Origin of the sequence: Pseudomonas sp. LABIM340 (assembly GCF_040017195.2) — a bacterium.
GTDB lineage: Bacteria > Pseudomonadota > Gammaproteobacteria > Pseudomonadales > Pseudomonadaceae > Pseudomonas.
Window position 1 is genome coordinate 6,377,603 of record NZ_CM200227.1, and the last position, 19,752, is coordinate 6,397,354.

At 65.7% G+C, this 19,752-nt stretch carries 18 protein-coding genes; 10 read left to right on the forward strand and 8 right to left on the reverse strand.

Going from position 1 to position 19,752, the window contains the following annotated elements:
• Positions 1 to 306: 306 nt before the first annotated feature.
• From ABKS89_RS29365 to ABKS89_RS29375, 3 genes are read right to left on the reverse strand one after another with little or no spacing between them, the layout of a single operon-like run.
• Positions 307 to 651, reverse strand: coding sequence for a YdbL family probable chaperone protein (locus ABKS89_RS29365; protein ID WP_138217090.1), 345 nt, complete (start codon positions 649 to 651; stop codon positions 307 to 309).
• A 14-nt stretch (positions 652 to 665) separates the two neighbouring features.
• The gene (locus tag ABKS89_RS29370; protein ID WP_081515164.1) at positions 666 to 857 is read right to left on the reverse strand and encodes a YnbE family lipoprotein; all 192 of its coding nucleotides are present in this window, start codon (positions 855 to 857) and stop codon (positions 666 to 668) included.
• 18 nt (positions 858 to 875) lie between these two features.
• The gene (locus ABKS89_RS29375; RefSeq protein ID WP_348588538.1) at positions 876 to 3,440 is read right to left on the reverse strand and encodes an intermembrane phospholipid transport YdbH family protein; all 2,565 of its coding nucleotides are present in this window, start codon (positions 3,438 to 3,440) and stop codon (positions 876 to 878) included.
• A gap of 172 nt (positions 3,441 to 3,612) precedes the next feature.
• Here ABKS89_RS29375 and dadR point away from each other — a divergent pair, with 172 nt between their 5' ends.
• From dadR to ABKS89_RS29390, 3 genes are all read left to right on the forward strand, one after another.
• Positions 3,613 to 4,101, forward strand: coding sequence for a transcriptional regulator DadR (gene dadR, locus ABKS89_RS29380; protein ID WP_015479539.1), 489 nt, complete (start codon positions 3,613 to 3,615; stop codon positions 4,099 to 4,101).
• A gap of 150 nt (positions 4,102 to 4,251) precedes the next feature.
• A complete protein-coding gene (locus ABKS89_RS29385; protein ID WP_348588539.1) occupies positions 4,252 to 5,571 on the forward strand; it encodes an NAD(P)/FAD-dependent oxidoreductase in 1,320 nt (439 codons plus the stop codon).
• Between the two features lie 69 nt (positions 5,572 to 5,640).
• Complete coding sequence (locus ABKS89_RS29390) at positions 5,641 to 7,194, forward strand: phospholipase D family protein (RefSeq protein ID WP_348588540.1); 1,554 nt, start codon at positions 5,641 to 5,643, stop codon at positions 7,192 to 7,194.
• On the opposite strand, the gene ABKS89_RS29395 is transcribed toward ABKS89_RS29390, so the two are convergent.
• Both ABKS89_RS29395 and ABKS89_RS29400 read right to left on the reverse strand, forming a co-directional pair.
• Positions 7,191 to 8,360, reverse strand: a complete 1,170-nt coding sequence (locus ABKS89_RS29395) for an MFS transporter (protein ID WP_138217095.1) — start codon at positions 8,358 to 8,360, stop codon at positions 7,191 to 7,193. The two genes, ABKS89_RS29390 and ABKS89_RS29395, sit on opposite strands and share 4 nt — an antisense overlap.
• Before the next feature lie 158 nt (positions 8,361 to 8,518).
• Positions 8,519 to 10,012 carry an aldehyde dehydrogenase gene (locus tag ABKS89_RS29400; RefSeq protein WP_348588541.1) on the reverse strand — a complete coding sequence of 498 codons (1,494 nt, stop codon included), beginning with the start codon at positions 10,010 to 10,012 and terminating at the stop codon, positions 8,519 to 8,521.
• Positions 10,013 to 10,312: 300 nt separating this feature from the next.
• Here ABKS89_RS29400 and ABKS89_RS29405 point away from each other — a divergent pair, with 300 nt between their 5' ends.
• The gene (locus tag ABKS89_RS29405; protein ID WP_015479544.1) at positions 10,313 to 10,675 is read left to right on the forward strand and encodes a cupin domain-containing protein; all 363 of its coding nucleotides are present in this window, start codon (positions 10,313 to 10,315) and stop codon (positions 10,673 to 10,675) included.
• A 126-nt stretch (positions 10,676 to 10,801) separates the two neighbouring features.
• On the opposite strand, the gene rpmG is transcribed toward ABKS89_RS29405, so the two are convergent.
• Together rpmG and rpmB are read right to left on the reverse strand one after the other, a co-directional pair.
• Positions 10,802 to 10,957 (reverse strand): 50S ribosomal protein L33, encoded by a 156-nt coding sequence (gene rpmG, locus ABKS89_RS29410; RefSeq protein WP_009614117.1) that lies wholly within the window; start codon positions 10,955 to 10,957, stop codon positions 10,802 to 10,804.
• Positions 10,958 to 10,969: 12 nt separating this feature from the next.
• The gene (gene rpmB / locus ABKS89_RS29415) at positions 10,970 to 11,206 is read right to left on the reverse strand and encodes a 50S ribosomal protein L28 (protein ID WP_015479545.1); all 237 of its coding nucleotides are present in this window, start codon (positions 11,204 to 11,206) and stop codon (positions 10,970 to 10,972) included.
• A 365-nt stretch (positions 11,207 to 11,571) separates the two neighbouring features.
• Here rpmB and ABKS89_RS29420 point away from each other — a divergent pair, with 365 nt between their 5' ends.
• Positions 11,572 to 13,143: an ABC transporter substrate-binding protein gene (locus ABKS89_RS29420; RefSeq protein WP_348588543.1), complete on the forward strand. Its 1,572-nt coding sequence runs from the start codon at positions 11,572 to 11,574 to the stop codon at positions 13,141 to 13,143.
• A 10-nt stretch (positions 13,144 to 13,153) separates the two neighbouring features.
• On the opposite strand, the gene radC is transcribed toward ABKS89_RS29420, so the two are convergent.
• Positions 13,154 to 13,828, reverse strand: a complete 675-nt coding sequence (gene radC, locus ABKS89_RS29425) for a RadC family protein (RefSeq protein WP_138217098.1) — start codon at positions 13,826 to 13,828, stop codon at positions 13,154 to 13,156.
• Positions 13,829 to 13,970: 142 nt separating this feature from the next.
• Here radC and coaBC point away from each other — a divergent pair, with 142 nt between their 5' ends.
• The 5 genes from coaBC to ABKS89_RS29450 are packed head-to-tail and all read left to right on the forward strand — an operon-like array spanning position 13,971 to position 19,746.
• Complete coding sequence (gene coaBC / locus ABKS89_RS29430) at positions 13,971 to 15,179, forward strand: bifunctional phosphopantothenoylcysteine decarboxylase/phosphopantothenate--cysteine ligase CoaBC (RefSeq protein WP_348588545.1); 1,209 nt, start codon at positions 13,971 to 13,973, stop codon at positions 15,177 to 15,179.
• 7 nt (positions 15,180 to 15,186) lie between these two features.
• A complete protein-coding gene (dut, locus tag ABKS89_RS29435) occupies positions 15,187 to 15,642 on the forward strand; it encodes a dUTP diphosphatase (protein ID WP_348588547.1) in 456 nt (151 codons plus the stop codon).
• A 40-nt stretch (positions 15,643 to 15,682) separates the two neighbouring features.
• Positions 15,683 to 18,307, forward strand: coding sequence for a phosphomannomutase/phosphoglucomutase (locus ABKS89_RS29440; protein WP_348588548.1), 2,625 nt, complete (start codon positions 15,683 to 15,685; stop codon positions 18,305 to 18,307).
• 27 nt (positions 18,308 to 18,334) lie between these two features.
• On the forward strand, positions 18,335 to 19,240 hold the full coding sequence (argB, locus tag ABKS89_RS29445; RefSeq protein ID WP_138217101.1) for an acetylglutamate kinase: 906 nt from the start codon (positions 18,335 to 18,337) through the stop codon (positions 19,238 to 19,240).
• Positions 19,241 to 19,299: 59 nt separating this feature from the next.
• On the forward strand, positions 19,300 to 19,746 hold the full coding sequence (locus tag ABKS89_RS29450; protein WP_138217102.1) for an acyl-CoA thioesterase: 447 nt from the start codon (positions 19,300 to 19,302) through the stop codon (positions 19,744 to 19,746).
• Positions 19,747 to 19,752 lie beyond the last annotated feature (6 nt).

Here is a 19,752-nt window from a genome sequence, read left to right on the forward strand (position 1 = left end):
GCGCGCAGTATAGGAAGTCAGGCTCAGCGATATTCACTGAATGCGATGCGTGTTTTGACGAAAATTCCTGGCGAAAGTCGCTTTCACGGAGGGACATCCACCAGGATTAGCGCATTTTCACCCGAGACCGGATGGTCGAGGATCTGGCGAAAATTTCACCAGATCCAGAGGAAATAGCGAACAGAATGGGATTAACCAGAACTTCTCGCGCCGGAGCATTTCCCGACGGGAATTACCTGCTTCCGCCGCAGCACCCCGGACTCGCCGCCGGCAGCGGCGGCGAGCAGGGAAATCCCCTTGGCGCGCTTACTTGCGCACCCACTGGCCGTTGACCTGCACGTACTGCCCCGAAGGCGTGCGCTCGATGGCCTTCTTGCCGGCCAGGGATTCCACGTCCTTGAGGGTGGCTCCACTCTGGCTGGCGACCTTCTGGTACTCGGCGCGGCGCGCGGCGTTGATCTGCGCGGCGACTTCGGCGGCATCACCGCCGCTCTTCACGACCCCCAGATAACCGTCGGCCTGCTCGCCGACCAACCCCTGGGACTTGGCGCCGCCCAGCGCGGACATCGCCTGCTCCAGGCTCATCGCCATGACCGGCAGACTCAGGCAGAGGGCGACCAGCGCGACGCCCAGTTTGCGGTGCAATCTCATGCAAAGGCTCCTTCTCAGAACAGGCCACTGTTCTCGTTGATGATGCCGTCGAGCGCCTTGTCGACCTTGATATAGATCTCGTGCTCGATCTTCACGTTGAGGTTGATGTTGATCGGCTCCTTGGGCGCTGCCAGCTGCACGGTGGGCGTGCAGCCCTGGGCAAGGCCGGCCAGGAGCAGTAGGGCGAATAGGGCGCGGAGGCGCATTTCAGGTTCTCCTTGCGGTCATGGCGCGGCGGCCGGGTCGTTGCGCAGGCGGTCCTGCACGCGCTTGCGGATGGTGTCGCTGACCCGGTCGCTCAGTTGCAGGCTGGTGAGCAGCTTGGGCACGTTCTCCTCCAGGTTGATGTTGAGGTTGATCGGCCGGCCCTGCTCCAGCTCGGGATTGCGCCCGCTCAGGCTAAGGGCGAGGAGCAGCTTGCCGGATTCATCATAATCCACACGACTGCTCAGCTTGTCGTAACGGAAATCGTCGATCGCGGTGGCCACCAGCTGCATGGCCGGGTTGCTCTGGCCCAGCGACTGGATCTTCGGCGAACGGAACTGCAGCACGCCCGGTTGCCGCGCGGCGACTTCGCCGTTACGGATCACCAGCTTGCCCTCGTGCAGGCCCAGCGGCAGGTTGCCGTCGATGATCCCGCTGCCGGACAGCCCTTCCGCCGGATACGCCGCCAGGATCGCCTCCAGCGCCAGCCCCTCCAGCTTCAGGGTAAGACCCTGGCCCAGGGCGGAAAGATCCACGGCCCCCGCCGGCAGCCAGGCACGGCCCTTGAACAAATCCAGCTGCGCCTGCTGCCAGTCGACCCGGCCCGCCAGTGGCGCCGCCAGCGAAGCCTTGTAGTTTCCCTGCAGGGACAGCGGCCCCAAGGTGACGCCGGGGTTGAGCGAGGCGACTTTCACCTGCGGCAACTGCAGCTCCATCTGCGAGCCTTTCAGGGCGAACTTCGCCTGCAGGTCGAGGCCATGCACCTCGCTGCGGTCATAGACGCCCTCCAGCCCGCTGCCGCTCAGGTTCAGGTCGAGGCTCTGCGGCGCGGTGCCCGGCGGCAGGCGCCAGTTCAGGTCGAAGCTGGCCTTGCCGTTGTTCAGGCTGAGCAGGCCCGGCCAGTCGCCGAGGGATTTCTCCAGCGGGTTGCCGGTGCGCAGGAAGAACTCCGGCTGCCGCGCGACCAGGGCAACGCCCTGCTTCGCCGAGTTGTTCAGCTCGACTTCGGCATTCAGCCCGCCGCTGTTCAGCAGACGGCCCTTGAACTGCTGGGCGTCGAGACTCGCCGCGAGTGTTCCCATGGCATTCCAGGACAGCGGTTTGACGTGGGGCTGGCGCAACTCGCCCACGGCCAGTTTCAGCGGGGCATCGAGTTGCAGGGTGGCCGGCATGTCACTGGCGTACCCCAGATTCAGCGAGCCTTTACCCAGCGTGGCGGCAAGCTTGCTGGCCTTCAGCGACTGCGGTCCGGTCAGCGTGCCGACCTGCAGTTGTGCGCCATCGGCCAGATTGAAACTCGCCGACTGTTGATCGATCCGACCGTCGAAGCTCAGGTCGAGTCGGCTGTTGTCGCCGCGCAGGCCGGCCATTTCCAGGTGCGGGACCTTCCCTTCCAGCCGCGAATCGCTCAGTTGCAGCGCCAGCGGGGTCGCCTCCAGCAGGGCCACGCGGGAGCGCAGGCGCAGGTCGGCGGCACCCACGGTGCGCAGGTCGGCGCGCACGCTGCCCACCTCTTCTTCCACGCCGGGCTCCAGATGCAACGTCAGGCGTGCCGGGCGCAGGCCGACCGGCAGCGCCTGCAGCCAGTCGCCGTAGAGATCGGACAGGCGCAGATCACCGCTGACCACCGAAGGGCGCCAGCCGCTATCGGTCGCGCTGGCGATCAGCCGCAGGTCGCCCTGCAGGTTGCCCGCGCCCGGCAGCGGCCAGGGTTGCGGCAATTGCAGCGACAGATCGATGCTGCCGCGCCCGTCTCGCAGGCCCGTCCAGTCAGGCCAGGCAGCACTACCAGCCAGATGAGTGTCCCAGCTCAGGCGCAGGCGTCCGGCCTCGGGGATCGGCAACGGCAGGTTCGGCGTCGGCAGCCACATGCCCAGCCAGTTGCGCACCGCCTGCACCGGCGGCACCGCGGGGCTGGCGATGCTGCCGCTGAGTTGGCGGCTGGCCGGCGCCCAGCTGGAATCCAGGGAAAGCAGCTGCTCGTTGTCCAGGTAGCTGTCCAGGTGCAGGCGCCATTGGCCATCGCCGGGTTGCAGCAGGCCGTTGAACGCCAGTTGCTGTCCGCCCTGGCGCAGCTCGCCGCCCAGCGCCGCGGCGCCGCCCTGGATCTGCTGCCAGTGCGCGCTGCCGTTAAGGGTGCAACGTTGCTCGCGGGCGCAGGGCAACTCGACGGTGACGTGCTCCAGCCCCAGCCGTCCCGGCAGCAGCGCCAGCCAGCGGTTGAGCTGGGCGATGTCCGGCAGCCCGGCGTCTTCTTCCGGCGTGCCCTGCCCCGGCCACTGGCGGACGTCGATGCTGCCGGCGGCCAGCTCCTTGAGCCGCCAGCGTCCGTCTTCATGCTCGGGCCAGCCGACGCGCAGGTCCTGCAACTGGATCGCCAGGCGCGAGCCGTCCGGTGTCTGCCGCTGCAGGGCCAGGCGCTGCAGCGTCAGGCCCTCGCGGGAAATGCCCAGCCCCTGCCACTGCTCGACGCTGACCCCGGCATTCGCCAGCAGGCGCGGAACCGCCAGCCACGCCGCGCCGACCACTATTACCAGGAGCAGCAACAGCAGCAGAAAAACGGTGCGCAGGCGGGGCAGCGACATGCGAAAACCTCGGCGGAAAACGACCGGCGCCGCCCGACAGGGACGAAACCTTGGCCTACAGGCTGGCCGTCCGGCGCGGGAAGTTCAAGGGATGCCAGTGATATTCCCTGCACAACCGACTATATTGCCGACATTCCCCCAAAGCTCATCGCTCGACTTCAGAGTCATACCCATGAGAACCCAGCATCAAAGCCGCCGCGAACTGGACAAGATCGACCGCAACATCCTGCGCATCCTGCAGGAGGAAGGTCGCATCTCCTTCACCGAACTGGGCGAGCGCGTCGGGCTCTCCACCACGCCGTGCACCGAGCGCGTACGCCGGCTGGAGCGCGAGGGGATCATCATGGGCTACAACGCCCGGCTGAACCCGCAGTACCTCAAGGCCAGCCTGCTGGTGTTCGTCGAGATCAGCCTGGACTACAAGTCCGGCGACACCTTCGAGGACTTCCGCCGTTCGGTGCTCAAGCTGCCCCACGTGCTGGAGTGCCACCTGGTGTCGGGCCACTTCGACTACCTGGTGAAGGCGCGCATCTCGGAGATGGCCTCCTACCGCAAGCTGCTGGGCGACATCCTGCTCAAGCTGCCCCACGTTCGCGAATCCAAGAGCTACATCGTGATGGAAGAGGTGAAGGAAAGCCTCACCCTGCCCATCCCGGACTGAAAAGCGGGTTGATTCCCCGCCGTTCGCGGCAATCTCAAAAGATTTATTTGCGACTTCCCGGCGTTTTTTCCCGTGCGGCTATTGGCTGGGCGGGAAGTCGGCGTTTATCCTGCGTAAAATTTTAACAACACAAAAATCAGGATATCGCACATGAACGCCCGCGTTCACCAGCCGGTGCACACCGACCGCCACGCCCCGTCCTACTACGCCGCGAGCGTCAATCGCCGCCTCGAAGTACCGCCCCTGGCCGGCGAGGAAAAGGCCGACGTGTGCGTCATCGGGGGTGGCTTCTCCGGGTTGAACACGGCCATCGAACTGGCTGAGCGCGGGCTCTCGGTGATACTGCTGGAAGCGCATCAGATCGGCTGGGGCGCCAGCGGTCGCAACGGCGGCCAGCTGATCCGCGGCGTCGGCCACGGCCTGGAACAGTTCGAGTCGGTGGTGGGCGCCGATGGCGTGCACGCCCTGAAGCTGATGGGCCTGGAGGCGGTGGAGATCGTCCGCCGCCGCGTCGAGCAATATTCCATCGACTGCGACCTGACCTGGGGCTACTGCGACCTGGCCAACAAGCCCTCGGACGTCGAAGGCTTCCAGGAAGATTTCGACGAACTGAAAAGCCTCGGCTACCGGCACGAACTGCGCATGGTGCCCAAAGAGGCCATGCGCTCCATCGTCGGCTCCGACCAGTACGTCGGCGGCATGGTGGACATGGGCTCCGGCCACCTGCACCCGCTCAACCTCGCCCTCGGCGAAGCCGCCGCGGCGCAGAGCCTGGGCGTGAAGCTGTTCGAGAACTCCGCCGTCACCGGCATCGACTATGGCAGCGAAGTGCGCGTGCGCACCGCCAAGGGCAGCGTGCGCGCCAGGACCCTGGTGATCGCCTGCAACGCCTACCAGAACGGCCTGAACCCCTATCTCGACGGCAAGGTGCTGCCCGCCGGCAGCTATGTGATTGCCACCGAACCGCTGTCCGCCGAGCAGGCCCATGCCCTGTTGCCGCAGAACATGGCGGTGTGCGATCAGCGCGTGGCGCTGGACTACTACCGCCTCTCCGCCGACAACCGCCTGCTGTTCGGCGGCGCCTGCCACTACTCCGGGCGCGACCCGGCGGACATCGCCGCCTACATGCGGCCGAAGATGCTCAAGGTATTCCCGCACCTGGAAAACGTGCGCATCGACTACCAGTGGGGCGGCATGATCGGCATCGGCGCCAACCGCCTGCCGCAGATCGGCCGCCTGCCCGACCAGCCCAACGTGTACTTCGCCCAGGCCTACGCCGGCCACGGGGTGAACGCCACGCACCTGGCCGGCAGGCTGCTCGCCGAAGCCATCACCGCCCAGCAGGGCAGCGGCTTCGAGCTGTTCGCCAAGGTGCCGCACATCACCTTCCCCGGCGGCAAGCTGCTGCGCTCGCCACTACTGGCCTTGGGGATGGCCTGGTACCGCTTCAAGGAAACCCTCGGCGGCTGACCGCCTGCGCGATCCAGCGGCTAGAATCTTCCGCAGCCCGTCACCGGCGGGCTTGTCGGAGACTCCTCTTTGCTTCCACGCCTGCTCCTGCTGATCCTGCTGGCCCTGGGTGGCTGCACCAGCGCGCCGCCGCCCGAGCCTTCACACGTGCTGCCGGTGCAGGGCACGCGGCTGGACAACCAGATCAGCGAACAGGCCGCCGCCCATCCCGGGCAATCCGGCTTCCACCTGCTGGCCTCCAGCGTCGATGCCTTCCTCGCCCGCGCCGAGCTTATCCGCAAGGCCCAGCGCAGCCTCGACGTGCAGTACTACATCGTCCACGACGGCCTCACCACCCGCGCTCTGATCCGCGAGTTGCTGCATGCAGCTGACCGCGGCGTGCGCGTGCGCATCCTGATCGACGACACCAGCAGCGACGGCTGGGACTACGAACTGGGCACCCTCGCCGCCCACCCGAACATCCAGGTACGCCTGTTCAATCCGCTGCACCTGGGCCGCAGCACCGGCGTCACGCGCAACCTCGGGCGGCTATTCAACCTCTCCGAACAGCACCGGCGGATGCACAACAAGCTGCTGCTGGCGGACAACAGCGTGGCCATCGTCGGCGGCCGCAACCTGGGTGACGAATACTTCGACGCCAAGGCCGAGATGAACTTCAGCGACCTAGACCTGATGGGCGTCGGCCCGGTGGCGCAGTCGCTGGGGCAGAGCTTCGACCAGTACTGGAACAGCCGCATCAGCCGGCCCATCGAGGACTACCTGTGGGGCGACCCGGACCTCGACGAACTCAGTCGCATGCGCCGCAAGCTGGACCACTACCTGGCGAAGGAGCGGGTGAAGAGCTCCAGTTACATCGCCCGGCTCAACCGCAACAGCGACCGCCCGCACCTGCAGAACTGGCTGGACGATCTGGTCTGGGCGCCGGGCAAGGCAGTCTGGGACACCCCGCTGAAAGTCCTCGATCAGGGCGACCCGAAGGGCGAGTACCTGCTCAGCACCCAGCTGCAGCCACTGTTCGACGGGGTGTCGAAGGAACTGATCCTGGTCTCGGCCTACTTCGTGCCGACCAGCGCCGGGGTCGACTACCTGACCCAGCGCGCCGACAGCGGCGTCAGCGTGCGCCTGCTGACCAACTCACTGGAGGCGACCGACGTACCCGCCGTGCACGCCGGCTACGCGCCCTATCGGCTGGAACTGCTGGAGCACGGGGTGAAGCTCTACGAGCTGCGCGCCGACCCGGACCAGCGCCTGAGCGGCGCGCCGTGGATGGTGCGCGGATCGAGCAGCGCCAGCCTGCACAGCAAGGCAGCCGTGTTCGACCAGCGGAAGGTGTTCGTCGGCTCGCTGAATTTCGACCCGCGCTCGGTGCTGTGGAACACCGAGGTCGGCATCATCGTCGACAGCCCGGAGCTGGCCGACCAGGTACGTCGCCTGGCGCTGGCGAGCATGTCGCCGAGCGTCAGCTACCAGGTGAAAGTCGCACCGAACAGCGACCCGCCGAAGCTGGTCTGGATCGAGGAGCGCGGCGGCAAGCTGGTGGCGCTGGACCGTGAGCCGGGCAACGCCTGGCGCCGGCTCAACGTGTGGATCGCCGGCGCCATCGGGCTGGAGAAGATGCTCTAGGAGCGTTCCTGCTGCAGCTCGGCATCGGTCGAACGCATCACCGGCGGCAATCCGCGCAGGCTCACCAGGATCACAAAGCCGACCGCCCCCAGCGCCATCACCAGCGGCAGCGCATGGCCGCTGATCCACTGGCTGGCAGCTCCCGTGGCCAACGGACCGATCAGGCAACCGATGCCCCAGAGCTGGGCGATGTGCGCGTTGGCACGGACCAGCGCGTCGTCGCGATAGCGCTCGCCGATAAGGATCAACGACAGGGTGAACAGCCCGCCCGCACTGGCGCCGAACAGCACCAGCACCGGCCAGATGGCGATGTGGTGCAGCAATGGCGGCATGGCCAGGCTGCTGAGGAACAGCACGATGCCGCAGCCCTTGAACAGCGTCTGCCGCGAGATGCGGTCGGCCAGCCAGCCGATAGGCAGTTGCAGCAGTGCATCGCCGACCACCACGGTGCTGACCATCGCCAGCGCCACCGCCTGGGTGAAGCCTTGCTGGATGCCGTAGACCGGCAGCAGGGTGAGGATCATCGCCTCGAAGCCGGCGAACAACACCACCGCCCAGGCAATCGCCGGCAGCTGGCCGCAGAAGGCGAACAGCCCGCGCCCATTGGCGCTGTTCGGATCGACCCTGGGCGCACCGGTACGGCCGAGCAGCAGCAGGGAGCCGCCCACCAGCAGGCAGACGCTGAACCAGAAGCCACGGTTGTCGGCGGTGCCGATGAAGGTCAGCAGCACCGGGCCGGACAGCTGGCTCAGTGCGTAGCCGGTGCCATACAGGGCGACCAGGCGGCCGCGCCATTTTTCGATGGCCAGCTGGTTGATCCAGCTTTCTCCGAGGATGAACACGACGGTCAGCTGCACGCCGATCAGCAGGCGCAGGAACAGCCAGATCGGGTAGCTCTGCAGCAGCGCCAGCAGGCCGACCGAGAACGCCCCGGATAGCAGGCACAGGCGCATCAGCCGCGGCGTGCCGACCCGCGCCGCGAGACGCCCGGCAATCATCGCGCCCAGCAGCACGCCCACGGCCGGCGTGGACGCCATGACGCCGATGGCGAAGTTGCCATAGCCCCAGCCTTCCAGGCGCAACGAGACCAGCGGCATGGTCAGGCCCAGGGCCAGACCGATGCTGATGACGGCAGCACACACAGCAAAATACGGTCCCCAACGCATTGTCTTTCTCCCGTTCCATCCGGAGCGCACGCCAGGCGCGAGGGGTGCCCGATGCGCAATGCACAGCGGCCGGGCTTCCCTGAGGGAAACCCGGCCGCGGGTGTGGCTCTTTGTCAGAGCCGGCCCCAGACTCGGGGCCGACCTGCCTCAGCCGAGGATCAGAGTTTGATCCAGGTAGCTTTCAGCTCGGTGTACTTGTCGAACGCGTGCAGCGACTTGTCGCGGCCGTTGCCGGACTGCTTGAAGCCACCGAACGGAGCGGTCATGTCACCGCCGTCGTACTGGTTCACCCACACGCTGCCGGCACGCAGTGCCTTGGCGGTCAGGTGGGCCTTGGACAGATCGCTGGTCCACACCGCGGCGGCCAGGCCGTACGGGGTGTCGTTGGCGATGCGCACGGCTTCTTCGGCATCGGTGAACTCGATGACCGACAGCACCGGGCCGAAGATCTCTTCACGGGCGATGCGCATGGCGTTGGTCACGCCATCGAAGATGGTCGGCTCGACATAGGTGCCGCCAGTCTCTTCCAGAGTGCGCTTGCCGCCGGCAACCAGCTTGGCGCCGTCGTCGTGGCCAGCCTGGATGTAGCTCAGCACGTTGTTCATCTGGGTGGTGTCGACCAGCGCACCGACGTTGGTTTCCGGGTCCAGCGGGTTGCCCGGTTTCCAGGCCTTGATGGCTTCGACGACCATCGGCACGAACTCGGCCTTGATCGACTTCTCCACCAGCAGGCGCGAGCCGGCGGTGCAGACTTCGCCCTGGTTGAAGGCGATGGCGCTGGCAGCAGCTTCGGCAGCGGCTTTCAGGTCCGGGGCGTCGGCGAAGACGATGTTCGGGCTCTTGCCGCCGGCTTCCAGCCAGACGCGCTTCATGTTCGATTCGCCCGCGTAGATCATCAGCTGCTTGGCGATCTTGGTCGAACCGGTGAACACCAGGGTATCGACATCCATGTGCAGGGCCAGGGCCTTGCCCACGGTGTGACCGAAGCCCGGCAGGACGTTGAACACGCCTTTCGGGATGCCAGCCTCGATGGCCAGCTGGGCGACGCGAATACCGGTCAGCGGGGACTTCTCGGAAGGCTTGAGGATCACCGAGTTACCGGTGGTCAGGGCCGGGCCGAGTTTCCAGCAGGACATCAGCAGGGGGAAGTTCCACGGCACGATGGCGGCAACCACGCCGACCGCCTCGCGGGTCACCAGACCCAGCTCGTTGTGCGGGGTGGCGGCCACTTCGTCGTAGATCTTGTCGATGGCCTCGGCGCTCCAGCGCAGGCTGTTGGCCGCACCGGAAACGTCCACGTTCAGCGAGTCGCTGATCGGCTTGCCCATGTCGAGGGTTTCCAGCAGGGCCAGTTCCTCGGCGTTCTCCAGCAGCAGCTCGGAGAAGCGGATCATGACCTTCTTGCGCTTGGCCGGAGCCATGCGCGACCACACGCCGGAATCGAAGGTGGCACGGGCAACCTGCACGGCACGTTCGGCATCGGCCAGGTCGCAGCTGGCGACCTTGGCCAGGAAGCGACCATCGACAGGGCTGAGGCAATCGAAGGTGGCGCCGGATGCGGCGTCGACGTATTCACCGTTGACGAAGGCGCGGCCTTCGATCTTCAGGTCCTTGGCGCGAGCTTCCCAATCGGCGCGAGTGAGGGTACCCATGACAACGTGTCCTCTTATTAATGTACTTATCAGGTGCAGGCGCCCGGCGGGCGCGCTGTCAAAAATTTCGCAAGGCGGAGCAAACGCATGCTGTTGGCCACCCTAAACCGGAGGCTGCCAATTTTCAATATTTTTTACACTAAGCGGCCAAATGGCCTTGTCACGTTCGTTTTATTAAACATAGACTGCCCCGATTCGTCGGCTGATGGTTTTCCGACAGCCGCTTCGGAGTAAATATCCAACAGCGCTGCGCGTGCCCGCACGCACTCTCGCCAACAACTCTAAAGAACCGAGACCGCCATGAACGTCGAGCAGATCGTCGATTTCGCCCAGGCCACCACCGCCCCCGAACACTACCGCCCCGCCCCGGACCGCATCATCAAGGGTGACCCGGCGCAGAGCGTGCGCAACCACTACGCCAGCGACTGCGGCCAGTTCAACGTGGGCATCTGGGAAGGCGAGCCGGGCCACTGGAACGTCAGCTACACCGAGCACGAGTACTGCGAGATTCTCCAGGGCGTGTCGGTGATCCGTGACGCCAACGGCGGCGCCAAGACCGTGCGCGTCGGCGACCGCTTCGTCATCCCGGCCGGTTTCAGCGGCACCTGGGAAGTGCTGGAGCCCTGCCGCAAGGTCTACGTGATCTTCGAACAGAAAGCCTGATCGCCCGAACACGAAAAAGCCCGCCGATCGGCGGGCTTTTTTTCGTCCGCGATCTTCGCCAGGGATAATCGCGGGCAAGAAAAAACCCGCCACGAGGGCGGGTTTCTTCACAAGGGCGAAGATCAATTACTTGATCTTGGCTTCCTTGTAGATCACGTGCTTGCGAACAACCGGATCGAATTTCTTGATCTCGATTTTCTCAGGCTTGGTGCGCTTGTTCTTGTCGGTGGTGTAGAAGTGGCCGGTACCGGCGCTGGACACCAAACGGATCAGTTCACGCATGACTGCAGCTCCTTAGAATTTTTCGCCGCGGGTGCGCAGGTCGTTCAGAACGGCCTCGATACCACGCTTGTCGATGATACGCATGCCTTTAGCGGAAACGCGCAGACGCACGAAACGCTTCTCGGATTCTACCCAGAAACGGTGGTGCTGCAGGTTCGGCAGGAAACGGCGACGGGTTTTGTTGTGTGCGTGGGAAATGTTGTTCCCGGTAACCGGACCCTTACCGGTCACTTGGCAAACTCTCGACATGGCTCAGCCCTCTGTAAACCACATGCCAAACCCGGCATGGGTTGGCTGCTTAACTCAATAGGATTCTCAGTTTCACCGGGGTCTTATCTGCCGCTTCGCCGCGATCGAGTCGCAGGATCAGAGCAGGGCCCCAGAAAAGAGCGCAGCTTTATATCAGAAAGTCATTCGACGCTGCAAGGGAAAGCATGACTCGAAAACCCCGACGCCAGCCCCCGTGGGCCGCGGCACTGGTGCCGTTCGTCGCCTGTCATCGTTGTGACCGGCGACGGCTTGGTCTAGGGTAGCTCCTTCGAGGCTGCCAACAGCCTTGCATGACCCGCCCAGCCTCGCGGATGGGCATCTTGCCAGCTCACACGGAGTTCGTCATGCGTCTTGCCCTTCTCGCCCTCCTTCTTTCCCCGGCCCTCGCCAGCGCCGCCTCGCTGAGCGTGTGCACCGAAGCCAGCCCCGAAGGCTTCGACGTGGTCCAGTACAACTCGCTGACCACCACCAACGCCTCGGCCGACGTGCTGATGAACCGCCTGGTGGACTTCGACGCCGCTCGCGGCGAGGTGGTGCCGAGCCTGGCCGAGAGCTGGAAGGTCTCCGGCGATGGCCTGACCTACGACTTCCAGCTGCGCGACGGCGTGGCTTTCCACCACACCGACTACTTCAAGCCGAGCCGCGCACTGAGCGCCGACGACGTGGTGTTCAGCTTCCAGCGCATGCTCGACCCGGCCCAGCCCTGGCACAAGGTCGCGCAGAGCGGCTTCCCCCACGCCCAGTCGATGCAGTTGCCGAGCCTGGTCAAGGCCGTGGAGAAGGTCGATGAGCAGCACGTGCGCTTCAGTCTCAACCACCCGGACGCCACCTTCCTGGCGATGCTCAGCATGGGCTTCGCCTCCATCTATTCCGCCGAGTACGCCGACCAGCTGATGAAGGCCGGCACCCCGGAGAAGCTCAACGCCCAGCCGATCGGCACCGGTCCCTTCGTCTTCAAGCGCTTCCAGAAGGACGCCGTGGTGCGCTATGCCGCCAACGCCGAGTACTTCGGCGGCAAGCCGGCTGTGGATAACCTGGTGTTCGCCATCACCCCGGACGCCAGCGTGCGCCTGCAGAAGCTCAAGCGCGGCGAATGCCAGATCGCCCTGTCGCCCAAGCCGCTGGACGTCGAGGCCGCGCAGAAGAGCGCCGAGCTCAAGGTCGAACAGACCCCGGCCTTCATGACCGCTTTCGTCGGCATCAACAGCCAGCACCCGCCATTGGACAATCCCAAGGTGCGCCAGGCGATCAACCTCGCTTTCGACAAGGACAGCTACCTGAAAAGCGTGTTCGCCGGCAGCGCCACCGCCGCCGACGGCGTCTACCCGCCCAACACCTGGAGCTACGCCAAAGACATTCCCGGCTACCCGCGCGACCTGGACAAGGCCCGCGCACTGCTGGCCGAAGCCGGACACAAGGACGGCTTCAAGACCACCATCTGGACCCGCCCTTCCGGCAGCCTGCTCAACCCCAACCCCAGCGTCGGCGCGCAGTTGCTGCAGGCGGACCTGGCGCAGATCGGCATCCAGGCCGAAATCCGCGTGATCGAATGGGGTGAACTGATCCGCCGCGCCAAGGCCGGCGAGCATGACCTGCTGTTCATGGGCTGGGCCGGCGACAACGGCGACCCGGACAACTTCCTCACCCCGCAATTCTCCTGCGCCAGCGTCAAATCCGGGCTGAACTTCGCACGTTACTGCGACGACAAGCTCGACAGCCTGATCAGCCAGGGCAAGGCGGTGGCCGACCAGGCCAAGCGCAGCGAGCTGTATCACCAGGCGCAGCAGATCATCCATGACCAGGCGCTGTGGCTGCCGCTGGCGCACCCGACCGCCTCGGCGCTGATCCGACAGAATGTGAAGGGCTACGCGGTGAACCCCTTCGGCCGTCAGGACTACTCGAAGGTACAGCTGTAACGCGCCGGAGCTAGAGCATCCCCAGCTCCGCCATGGATTGCGGTTCGCCGTCACCGACGATGAAGTGATCCAGTACGCGCACATCGATCAGCGCCAGCGCCTGGACGATGCGCCGGGTCAGCAGGTCGTCGGACTGGCTCGGTTCGGCGATCCCGGAGGGGTGGTTGTGCGCCAGGATCAGCGCCGCGGCGTTGTGCGCCAGGGCGCGCTTGACGATCTGCCGGGGGTAGACGCTGGCGCTGTCGATGGAGCCATGGAACAGCACCTCGAACTCCAGCATGCGGTGGCGGTTATCCATGAACAGGCAGGCGAAGACCTCGTGGGGCTCGTGGCGCAGCCGTGCCTTGAGAAAGTCGCGCACCGCCTGCGGGCTTTCCAGCGCGGGGCCACGGTCCATGTCCTCGGCCAGGTGCCGGCGACTCATCTCCAGCACCGCCTGGAGCTGGGTGAACTTGGCCGGTCCCAGCCCTCGATGGCTGCAGAACGCATCCAGATCGGCCTCCAGCAGCGCGCGCAGGCTGCCGAACTCGACCAGCAGCCGGCGCGCGAGGTCGACGGCACTGCAACCGGTGACACCGGTACGCAGGAAGATGGCCAGCAACTCGGCATCACTGAGGCTCGCCGCCCCCTGCTCGAGCAGGCGCTCACGGGGCCGCTCCGATGCAGGCCAATCGAGAATTCTCACGCAACCTCCCAGGTCCGGTCCGCCCGCTGTTCCGGCGCAGGCGCTGTGCTATCTTAGCCCCCTCGCTGCGCGCGGCCGGAGGCCTGGGGAGGCGTCATCGGCTTCAGCGCGCGTCATCCATTTCCGTATTTAAGGCTGGCCTATGCAGCGGCTCTATCGTAAACGCATCGTTCTGGGCGTCGGCGGCGGTATCGCCGCCTACAAGAGCGCCGAACTGGTCCGCCGGTTGCGCGACCAGGGCGCCGAGGTGCGTGTCGTGATGACCCAGGGCGGCCGCGAGTTCATCACCCCGCTCACCCTTCAGGCCCTTTCCGGGCACCCGGTGCACCTGGACCTGCTCGACTCTGCCGCCGAAGCGGCCATGGGACATATCGAGCTGGCCCGCTGGGCTGACCTGGTGCTGATCGCCCCCGCCACCGCCGACCTCATGGCGCGCCTGGCCCAGGGCGTGGCCAACGACCTGCTGACCACCCTGGTGCTCGCCACCGACGCCCAGGTCGCCCTGGCGCCGGCAATGAACCAGGCCATGTGGCGCGACCCGGCCACTCAGGTGAATGCCGAGCTGCTGCGTAGCCGCGGCCTGCATTTCTTCGGCCCCGCCGCCGGCAGCCAGGCGTGCGGCGACGTCGGCCCGGGGCGCATGCTCGAGGCCGAAGAGCTGGCGCAACTGGCCGCCGACTGCTTCGAGTTCAAGGCCCTGACCGGCCAGCACATCCTGATCACCGCCGGGCCGACCCAGGAAAACATCGATCCGGTGCGTTACATCACCAACCACAGCTCCGGGAAGATGGGCTTCGCCCTGGCCGAAGCAGCCGCCGAAGCCGGCGCCCGCGTGACCCTGGTGACCGGCCCGGTACACCTGCCGACGCCGGACCGCGTGAGCCGCGTCGATGTGGTCAGCGCCCGCGACATGCTCGCCGCCTGCGAAGCAGCGATGCCGGCGGACATCCTGATCGCCTCCGCCGCAGTGGCCGACTACCGCCCGGAACTGGTCGCCACGCAGAAACTCAAGAAAGACCCCACCACGGGTGACGGCCTGCTCTTGCAGCTGGTGCGCAATCCCGACATTCTCGCCACCCTCTCGCTGCGCGAGAACCGGCCCTTCAGCGTCGGCTTCGCCGCGGAGACCGAGAACCTGCTCGAGTACGCCTCGCGCAAGCTCAAGGACAAGAATCTCGATCTGATCGTCGCCAATGACGTCGCAAATCCGTCCATCGGCTTCAATAGTGAAGAGAACGCCATCACGGTCATCGACCGCGAATTGCACAAGACTGCGTTCGCTCAGACCAGCAAGGGCAAGATCGCCCGCCAGCTGATCGCCTTTATCGCCGAACGCATCAATCAACACTGAGAACTCAATGCATTCCCTGCAAGCCAAGATCCTCGATCCCCGCCTGGGCAACGACTTCCCGCTGCCGCAGTACGCAACTCCCGGTTCCGCCGGCCTCGACCTGCGCGCCATGCTCCAGGAGGACTGCGTCCTCGAGCCGGGCCAGACCATACTGATCCCCACCGGCCTGTCCATCTACGTCGCCGATCCGGGCCTGGCCGCGCTGATCCTTCCGCGCTCGGGCCTGGGCCACAAGCACGGCATCGTGCTGGGCAACCTGGTCGGCCTGATCGACTCGGACTACCAGGGCGAGCTGATGGTTTCCTGCTGGAACCGCGGCCAGACAGCTTTCAAGATCGCCATTGGCGAACGCATAGCCCAGCTGGTGCTGGTGCCGGTGGTGCAGGCGCACTTCGAGCTGGTCGAGTCCTTCGACGAGAGCCAGCGCGGCGCCGGCGGCTTCGGTCACTCCGGCAGCCATTGACCCTTTTCCCTTTCAGGATGAATCGCCGAGGAGACGTTGCATGAGACTTTTCCAACGCACTGCCAAGGACAGCGCCGAACTGCCGGAACTCGTACCGGCGGAGAAGCCCGTCAAAGGGCCGTCGGCCAAGGTCGACCTCAAACCGCTGCTGCCCGCCCTGGTCCTTACTGTCGGCGGCGTAGCGGCGGCCGGCGCGTTGCTGTGGTTCAGCCTGTTCGGTCAGGCGGACAAGGCCCACGTCGCACAACTGAGCAGCGCCTGGTCGGAAAGCCAGGCCGGCGCGCTGCGCCAGTCACTCAGCCTGCTGGCCGCGGACAGCCGTGCCATGGCCAGCGACTCGCAGTTGCTGCCGACCCTGCAGAGCAATGATCCGGCGCGCATCGCTGCGCTGGAGAAGGCGCTGACCCAGGGGCATCTGGACGCTCTGGTGGATGTCCACCTGAACGCCAACGGCCAGGCCGTGCAGGACACCTCCCGCCCCGGCCCGCTCAACTATGCCGCGCTGGACATGCTGCACCGCGTCGAGAGCGGCCAGGCCGTGGCGCCGGAAGCCTACAAGGTCGGCACCCGCTGGCTGGTCTACAGCCCCACCGCCCTGCGCGGTGCGGACAATACGATCCAGGGTTCGCTGCTGCTGGTCGTCGACCTGCAGCGCCTGCTCGGCAGCCTGCCGCCGATGTCCAGCGATATCGGCCAGCTGCAGCTTTCCCAGCAGTTCGGCAACTCGCCGGCGCAGGTGCTGCTGCAGCGCGGCCAGGCCAGTGACACTGCGCCGCTCAGCGTCTCCAGCGGCAACCCGAACTGGAAGCTGAGCTTCACCCCCGGCCCGACCATCACCAACCCGCTGTACTCGCCAACCCTGCTGGGCATCGCCGCGCTGCTCGCACTGGTGGGCGGCCTGCTTGGCCTCTATCTTGCGCAAAGCGCGATGCAGCGCCGGGTCAGCAAAGATGCCCAGGCTCTGGGGCAGTTCATTCAGGAACTCGCCGGCCAACGCACTGCCAAAGCTCCTGAGCTGAGCCTGCCGAGCCTGCAGGCGCTGGCTCAGGCGCTGGCCCGTCAGCCGCGCCGCAAGACCGAAACACCGGGTGCCAGCGCTCCCGCCGCGCCTGCAGCCGCCGCCCAGCCGGTCCCGGCTGTCGCCGCTGCCAGCGCCCCGGCCGCTGCCACCGAAACGCCATTGGTCGATCCGCTATTCCAGAACACCGACATTCTGGACATCGACATTCTTGATGAAGACCAGGATCTCCTGGGATTGGAGCAAACAACCGCTATGAGCACGCCTAAAGCCCCGCAGCTGCCCGCCAGCATCTTCCGCGCCTACGACATCCGTGGCGTGGTCGGCGACACCCTGACCACCGAGACCGCCTACTGGGTCGGCCGTGCGATCGGCTCCGAAAGCCTGGCGCGCGGCGAGCCGTGTGTCTCCGTGGGCCGTGACGGCCGCCTGTCCGGCCCCGAGCTGGTCCAGCACCTCATCCAGGGCCTGCTCGACTGCGGCTGCCAGGTCACCGACGTCGGCATGGTGCCGACTCCGGTCCTGTACTACGCGGCCAACGTCCTGGAAGGCAAGTCGGGCGTGATGCTCACCGGCAGCCACAACCCGCCGGACTACAACGGCTTCAAGATCGTCGTCGCCGGCGAGACCCTGGCCAATGAACAGATCCAGGCCCTGCGCGAGCGAATCCAGACGGGTGACCTCGCCTCCGGCGTGGGCAGCGTGCAGCAGGTCGATATCCTGCCGCGCTACTTCCAGCAGATCCGCGACGACATCGCCCTGGCCAAGCCGCTGAAAGTGGTGGTGGACTGCGGCAACGGCGTGGCCGGCGTGATCGCCCCGCAACTGATCGAAGCCCTGGGCTGCACCGTGATCCCGCTGTACTGCGACGTCGACGGCACCTTCCCCAACCATCACCCGGATCCGGGCAAGCCCGAGAACCTGGAAGACCTGATCGCCAAGGTCAAGGAAACCGGCGCCGACCTCGGCCTGGCCTTCGACGGCGACGGCGACCGCGTGGGCGTGGTGACCAACGAAGGCACCATCATCTACCCCGACCGTCTGCTGATGCTGTTCGCCAAGGACGTGGTATCGCGCAACCCGGGCGCCGACATCATCTTCGACGTCAAATGCACCCGCCGCCTGATCTCGCTGATCAGCGGCTACGGCGGCCGCCCGGTGATGTGGAAGACCGGCCACTCGCTGATCAAGAAGAAGATGAAGGAAACCGGCGCCCTGCTCGCCGGCGAGATGAGCGGCCACATCTTCTTCAAGGAACGCTGGTACGGCTTCGACGACGGCATCTACAGCGCCGCACGCCTGCTGGAGATCATCAGCCTGGACAAGCGCGATGCCGAGCGCGTGTTCTCCGCGTTCCCGATGGACATCTCCACCCCGGAAATCAACATCACCGTCACCGACGAGGGCAAGTTCGCCCTGATCGAGGCGCTGCAGGCCCGTGGCCAGTGGGGTGAAGCCAACCTCACCACCCTCGACGGCGTGCGTGTGGATTACCCCAAAGGCTGGGGCCTGGTTCGCGCGTCCAACACCACTCCGGTGCTGGTCCTGCGTTTCGAGGCGGATTCCCAGGAAGAACTGGAACGCATCAAGGAAGTGTTCCGCACCCAGCTGAAAGCGGTCGACCCCGCCCTCAGCCTGCCCTTCTGACCCTGTAGCACTATGCCGGAGCCCACCATGACCCAGAGCCGCGATGACGCCGCCCAGGTTGCCCGCGTCCTTGCCGAAGCCCTGCCCTACATCCGCCGTTTCGTCGGCAAGACGCTGGTGATCAAGTACGGCGGCAACGCCATGGAGACGGATGAGCTGAAGAACAGCTTCGCCCGCGACGTGGTGCTGATGAAAGCCGTCGGCATCAACCCGGTGGTGGTCCATGGTGGTGGTCCACAGATCGGCGACCTGCTCAGCCGCCTGTCGATCGAGAGCCACTTCATCGATGGCATGCGCGTCACCGACGCGCAGACCATGGATGTGGTGGAGATGGTCCTCGGCGGCCAGGTGAACAAGGACATCGTCAACCTGATCAACCGTCATGGCGGCAGCGCCATCGGCTTGACCGGGAAAGATGCTGAGCTGATCCGCGCGAAGAAGCTCACCGTCACTCGCCAGACGCCGGAGATGACCAAGCCGGAAATCATCGACATCGGCCATGTGGGCGAAGTCACCGGGGTCAACGTCGACCTGCTGAACATGCTGGTACAGGGTGACTTCATCCCGGTCATCGCGCCGATCGGCGTGGGCGCCAACGGCGAGTCCTACAACATCAACGCCGACCTCGTGGCCGGCAAGGTGGCCGAGGCGCTGAAGGCCGAGAAGCTGATGCTGCTCACCAACATCGCCGGCCTGATGGACAAGCAGGGCCAGGTCCTCACCGGCCTGACCACGGAACAGGTCAACGAGCTGATCGCCGACGGCACCATCTACGGCGGCATGCTGCCGAAGATCCGCTGCGCCCTGGAAGCGGTGCAAGGCGGTGTGACCAGCGCGCACATCATCGATGGCCGCGTGCCCAACGCCGTGCTGCTGGAGATCTTCACCGACAGCGGTGTCGGCACCCTGATCACCAATCGCAAGCCGCGCTGATCGAAAATGACACCCGCCTGGAGCGATCCACGCGGGTGTCTTTCCGTCTGGAGTCTGGAATGACCGCCTCCCCTGTATCACGCAACGACTTCAGCTTCTTCCACGGCCTGCGCGTGCGCTGGTCGGAGGTCGACCCGCAAGGCATCGTCTTCAATGGCAACTACCTGACCTACGCCGATGTCGCCACCACCGAGTACTACCGCCACCTGGGCGTGAGCTACCCGGCCGACCTGCTGCGCGGCGGCGGCGATCTGTTCGCAGTGAAGACCACCCTGGAATACCTGGCACCCGCGCGCTTCGACGACTGGCTGGAAATGGGCGTGCGCGTCAGCCGGCTGGGCCGCAGCAGCCTGACCTTCCAGGTATCGATCTGGTGTGAGGAAACCCTGCTGACGCTGGGCGAGCTGATCTACGCCTATGCCGGCGAAGACCGGACAAGCCAGCCCCTGCCGGACTGGCTGCGCGGGAAGATCAACGAATTCGAGCGCGTCTCGCCGCAACAGTAAACACGG

Coding starts and splice junctions, on each gene's coding strand:
- ABKS89_RS29370 (WP_081515164.1), bottom strand. CDS start 857: ATGCGCCTCCGCGCCCTATTCGCCCTACTGCTCCTGGCCGGCCTTGCC.
- dadR (WP_015479539.1), top strand. CDS start 3,613: ATGAGAACCCAGCATCAAAGCCGCCGCGAACTGGACAAGATCGACCGC.
- ABKS89_RS29405 (WP_015479544.1), top strand. CDS start 10,313: ATGAACGTCGAGCAGATCGTCGATTTCGCCCAGGCCACCACCGCCCCC.
- argB (WP_138217101.1), top strand. CDS start 18,335: ATGACCCAGAGCCGCGATGACGCCGCCCAGGTTGCCCGCGTCCTTGCC.
- ABKS89_RS29450 (WP_138217102.1), top strand. CDS start 19,300: ATGACCGCCTCCCCTGTATCACGCAACGACTTCAGCTTCTTCCACGGC.
- rpmB (WP_015479545.1), bottom strand. CDS start 11,206: ATGTCGAGAGTTTGCCAAGTGACCGGTAAGGGTCCGGTTACCGGGAAC.
- ABKS89_RS29385 (WP_348588539.1), top strand. CDS start 4,252: ATGAACGCCCGCGTTCACCAGCCGGTGCACACCGACCGCCACGCCCCG.
- ABKS89_RS29440 (WP_348588548.1), top strand. CDS start 15,683: ATGAGACTTTTCCAACGCACTGCCAAGGACAGCGCCGAACTGCCGGAA.
- rpmG (WP_009614117.1), bottom strand. CDS start 10,957: ATGCGTGAACTGATCCGTTTGGTGTCCAGCGCCGGTACCGGCCACTTC.
- ABKS89_RS29375 (WP_348588538.1), bottom strand. CDS start 3,440: ATGTCGCTGCCCCGCCTGCGCACCGTTTTTCTGCTGCTGTTGCTGCTC.
- coaBC (WP_348588545.1), top strand. CDS start 13,971: ATGCAGCGGCTCTATCGTAAACGCATCGTTCTGGGCGTCGGCGGCGGT.
- dut (WP_348588547.1), top strand. CDS start 15,187: ATGCATTCCCTGCAAGCCAAGATCCTCGATCCCCGCCTGGGCAACGAC.
- ABKS89_RS29365 (WP_138217090.1), bottom strand. CDS start 651: ATGAGATTGCACCGCAAACTGGGCGTCGCGCTGGTCGCCCTCTGCCTG.
- ABKS89_RS29395 (WP_138217095.1), bottom strand. CDS start 8,360: ATGCGTTGGGGACCGTATTTTGCTGTGTGTGCTGCCGTCATCAGCATC.
- ABKS89_RS29420 (WP_348588543.1), top strand. CDS start 11,572: ATGCGTCTTGCCCTTCTCGCCCTCCTTCTTTCCCCGGCCCTCGCCAGC.
- ABKS89_RS29400 (WP_348588541.1), bottom strand. CDS start 10,012: ATGGGTACCCTCACTCGCGCCGATTGGGAAGCTCGCGCCAAGGACCTG.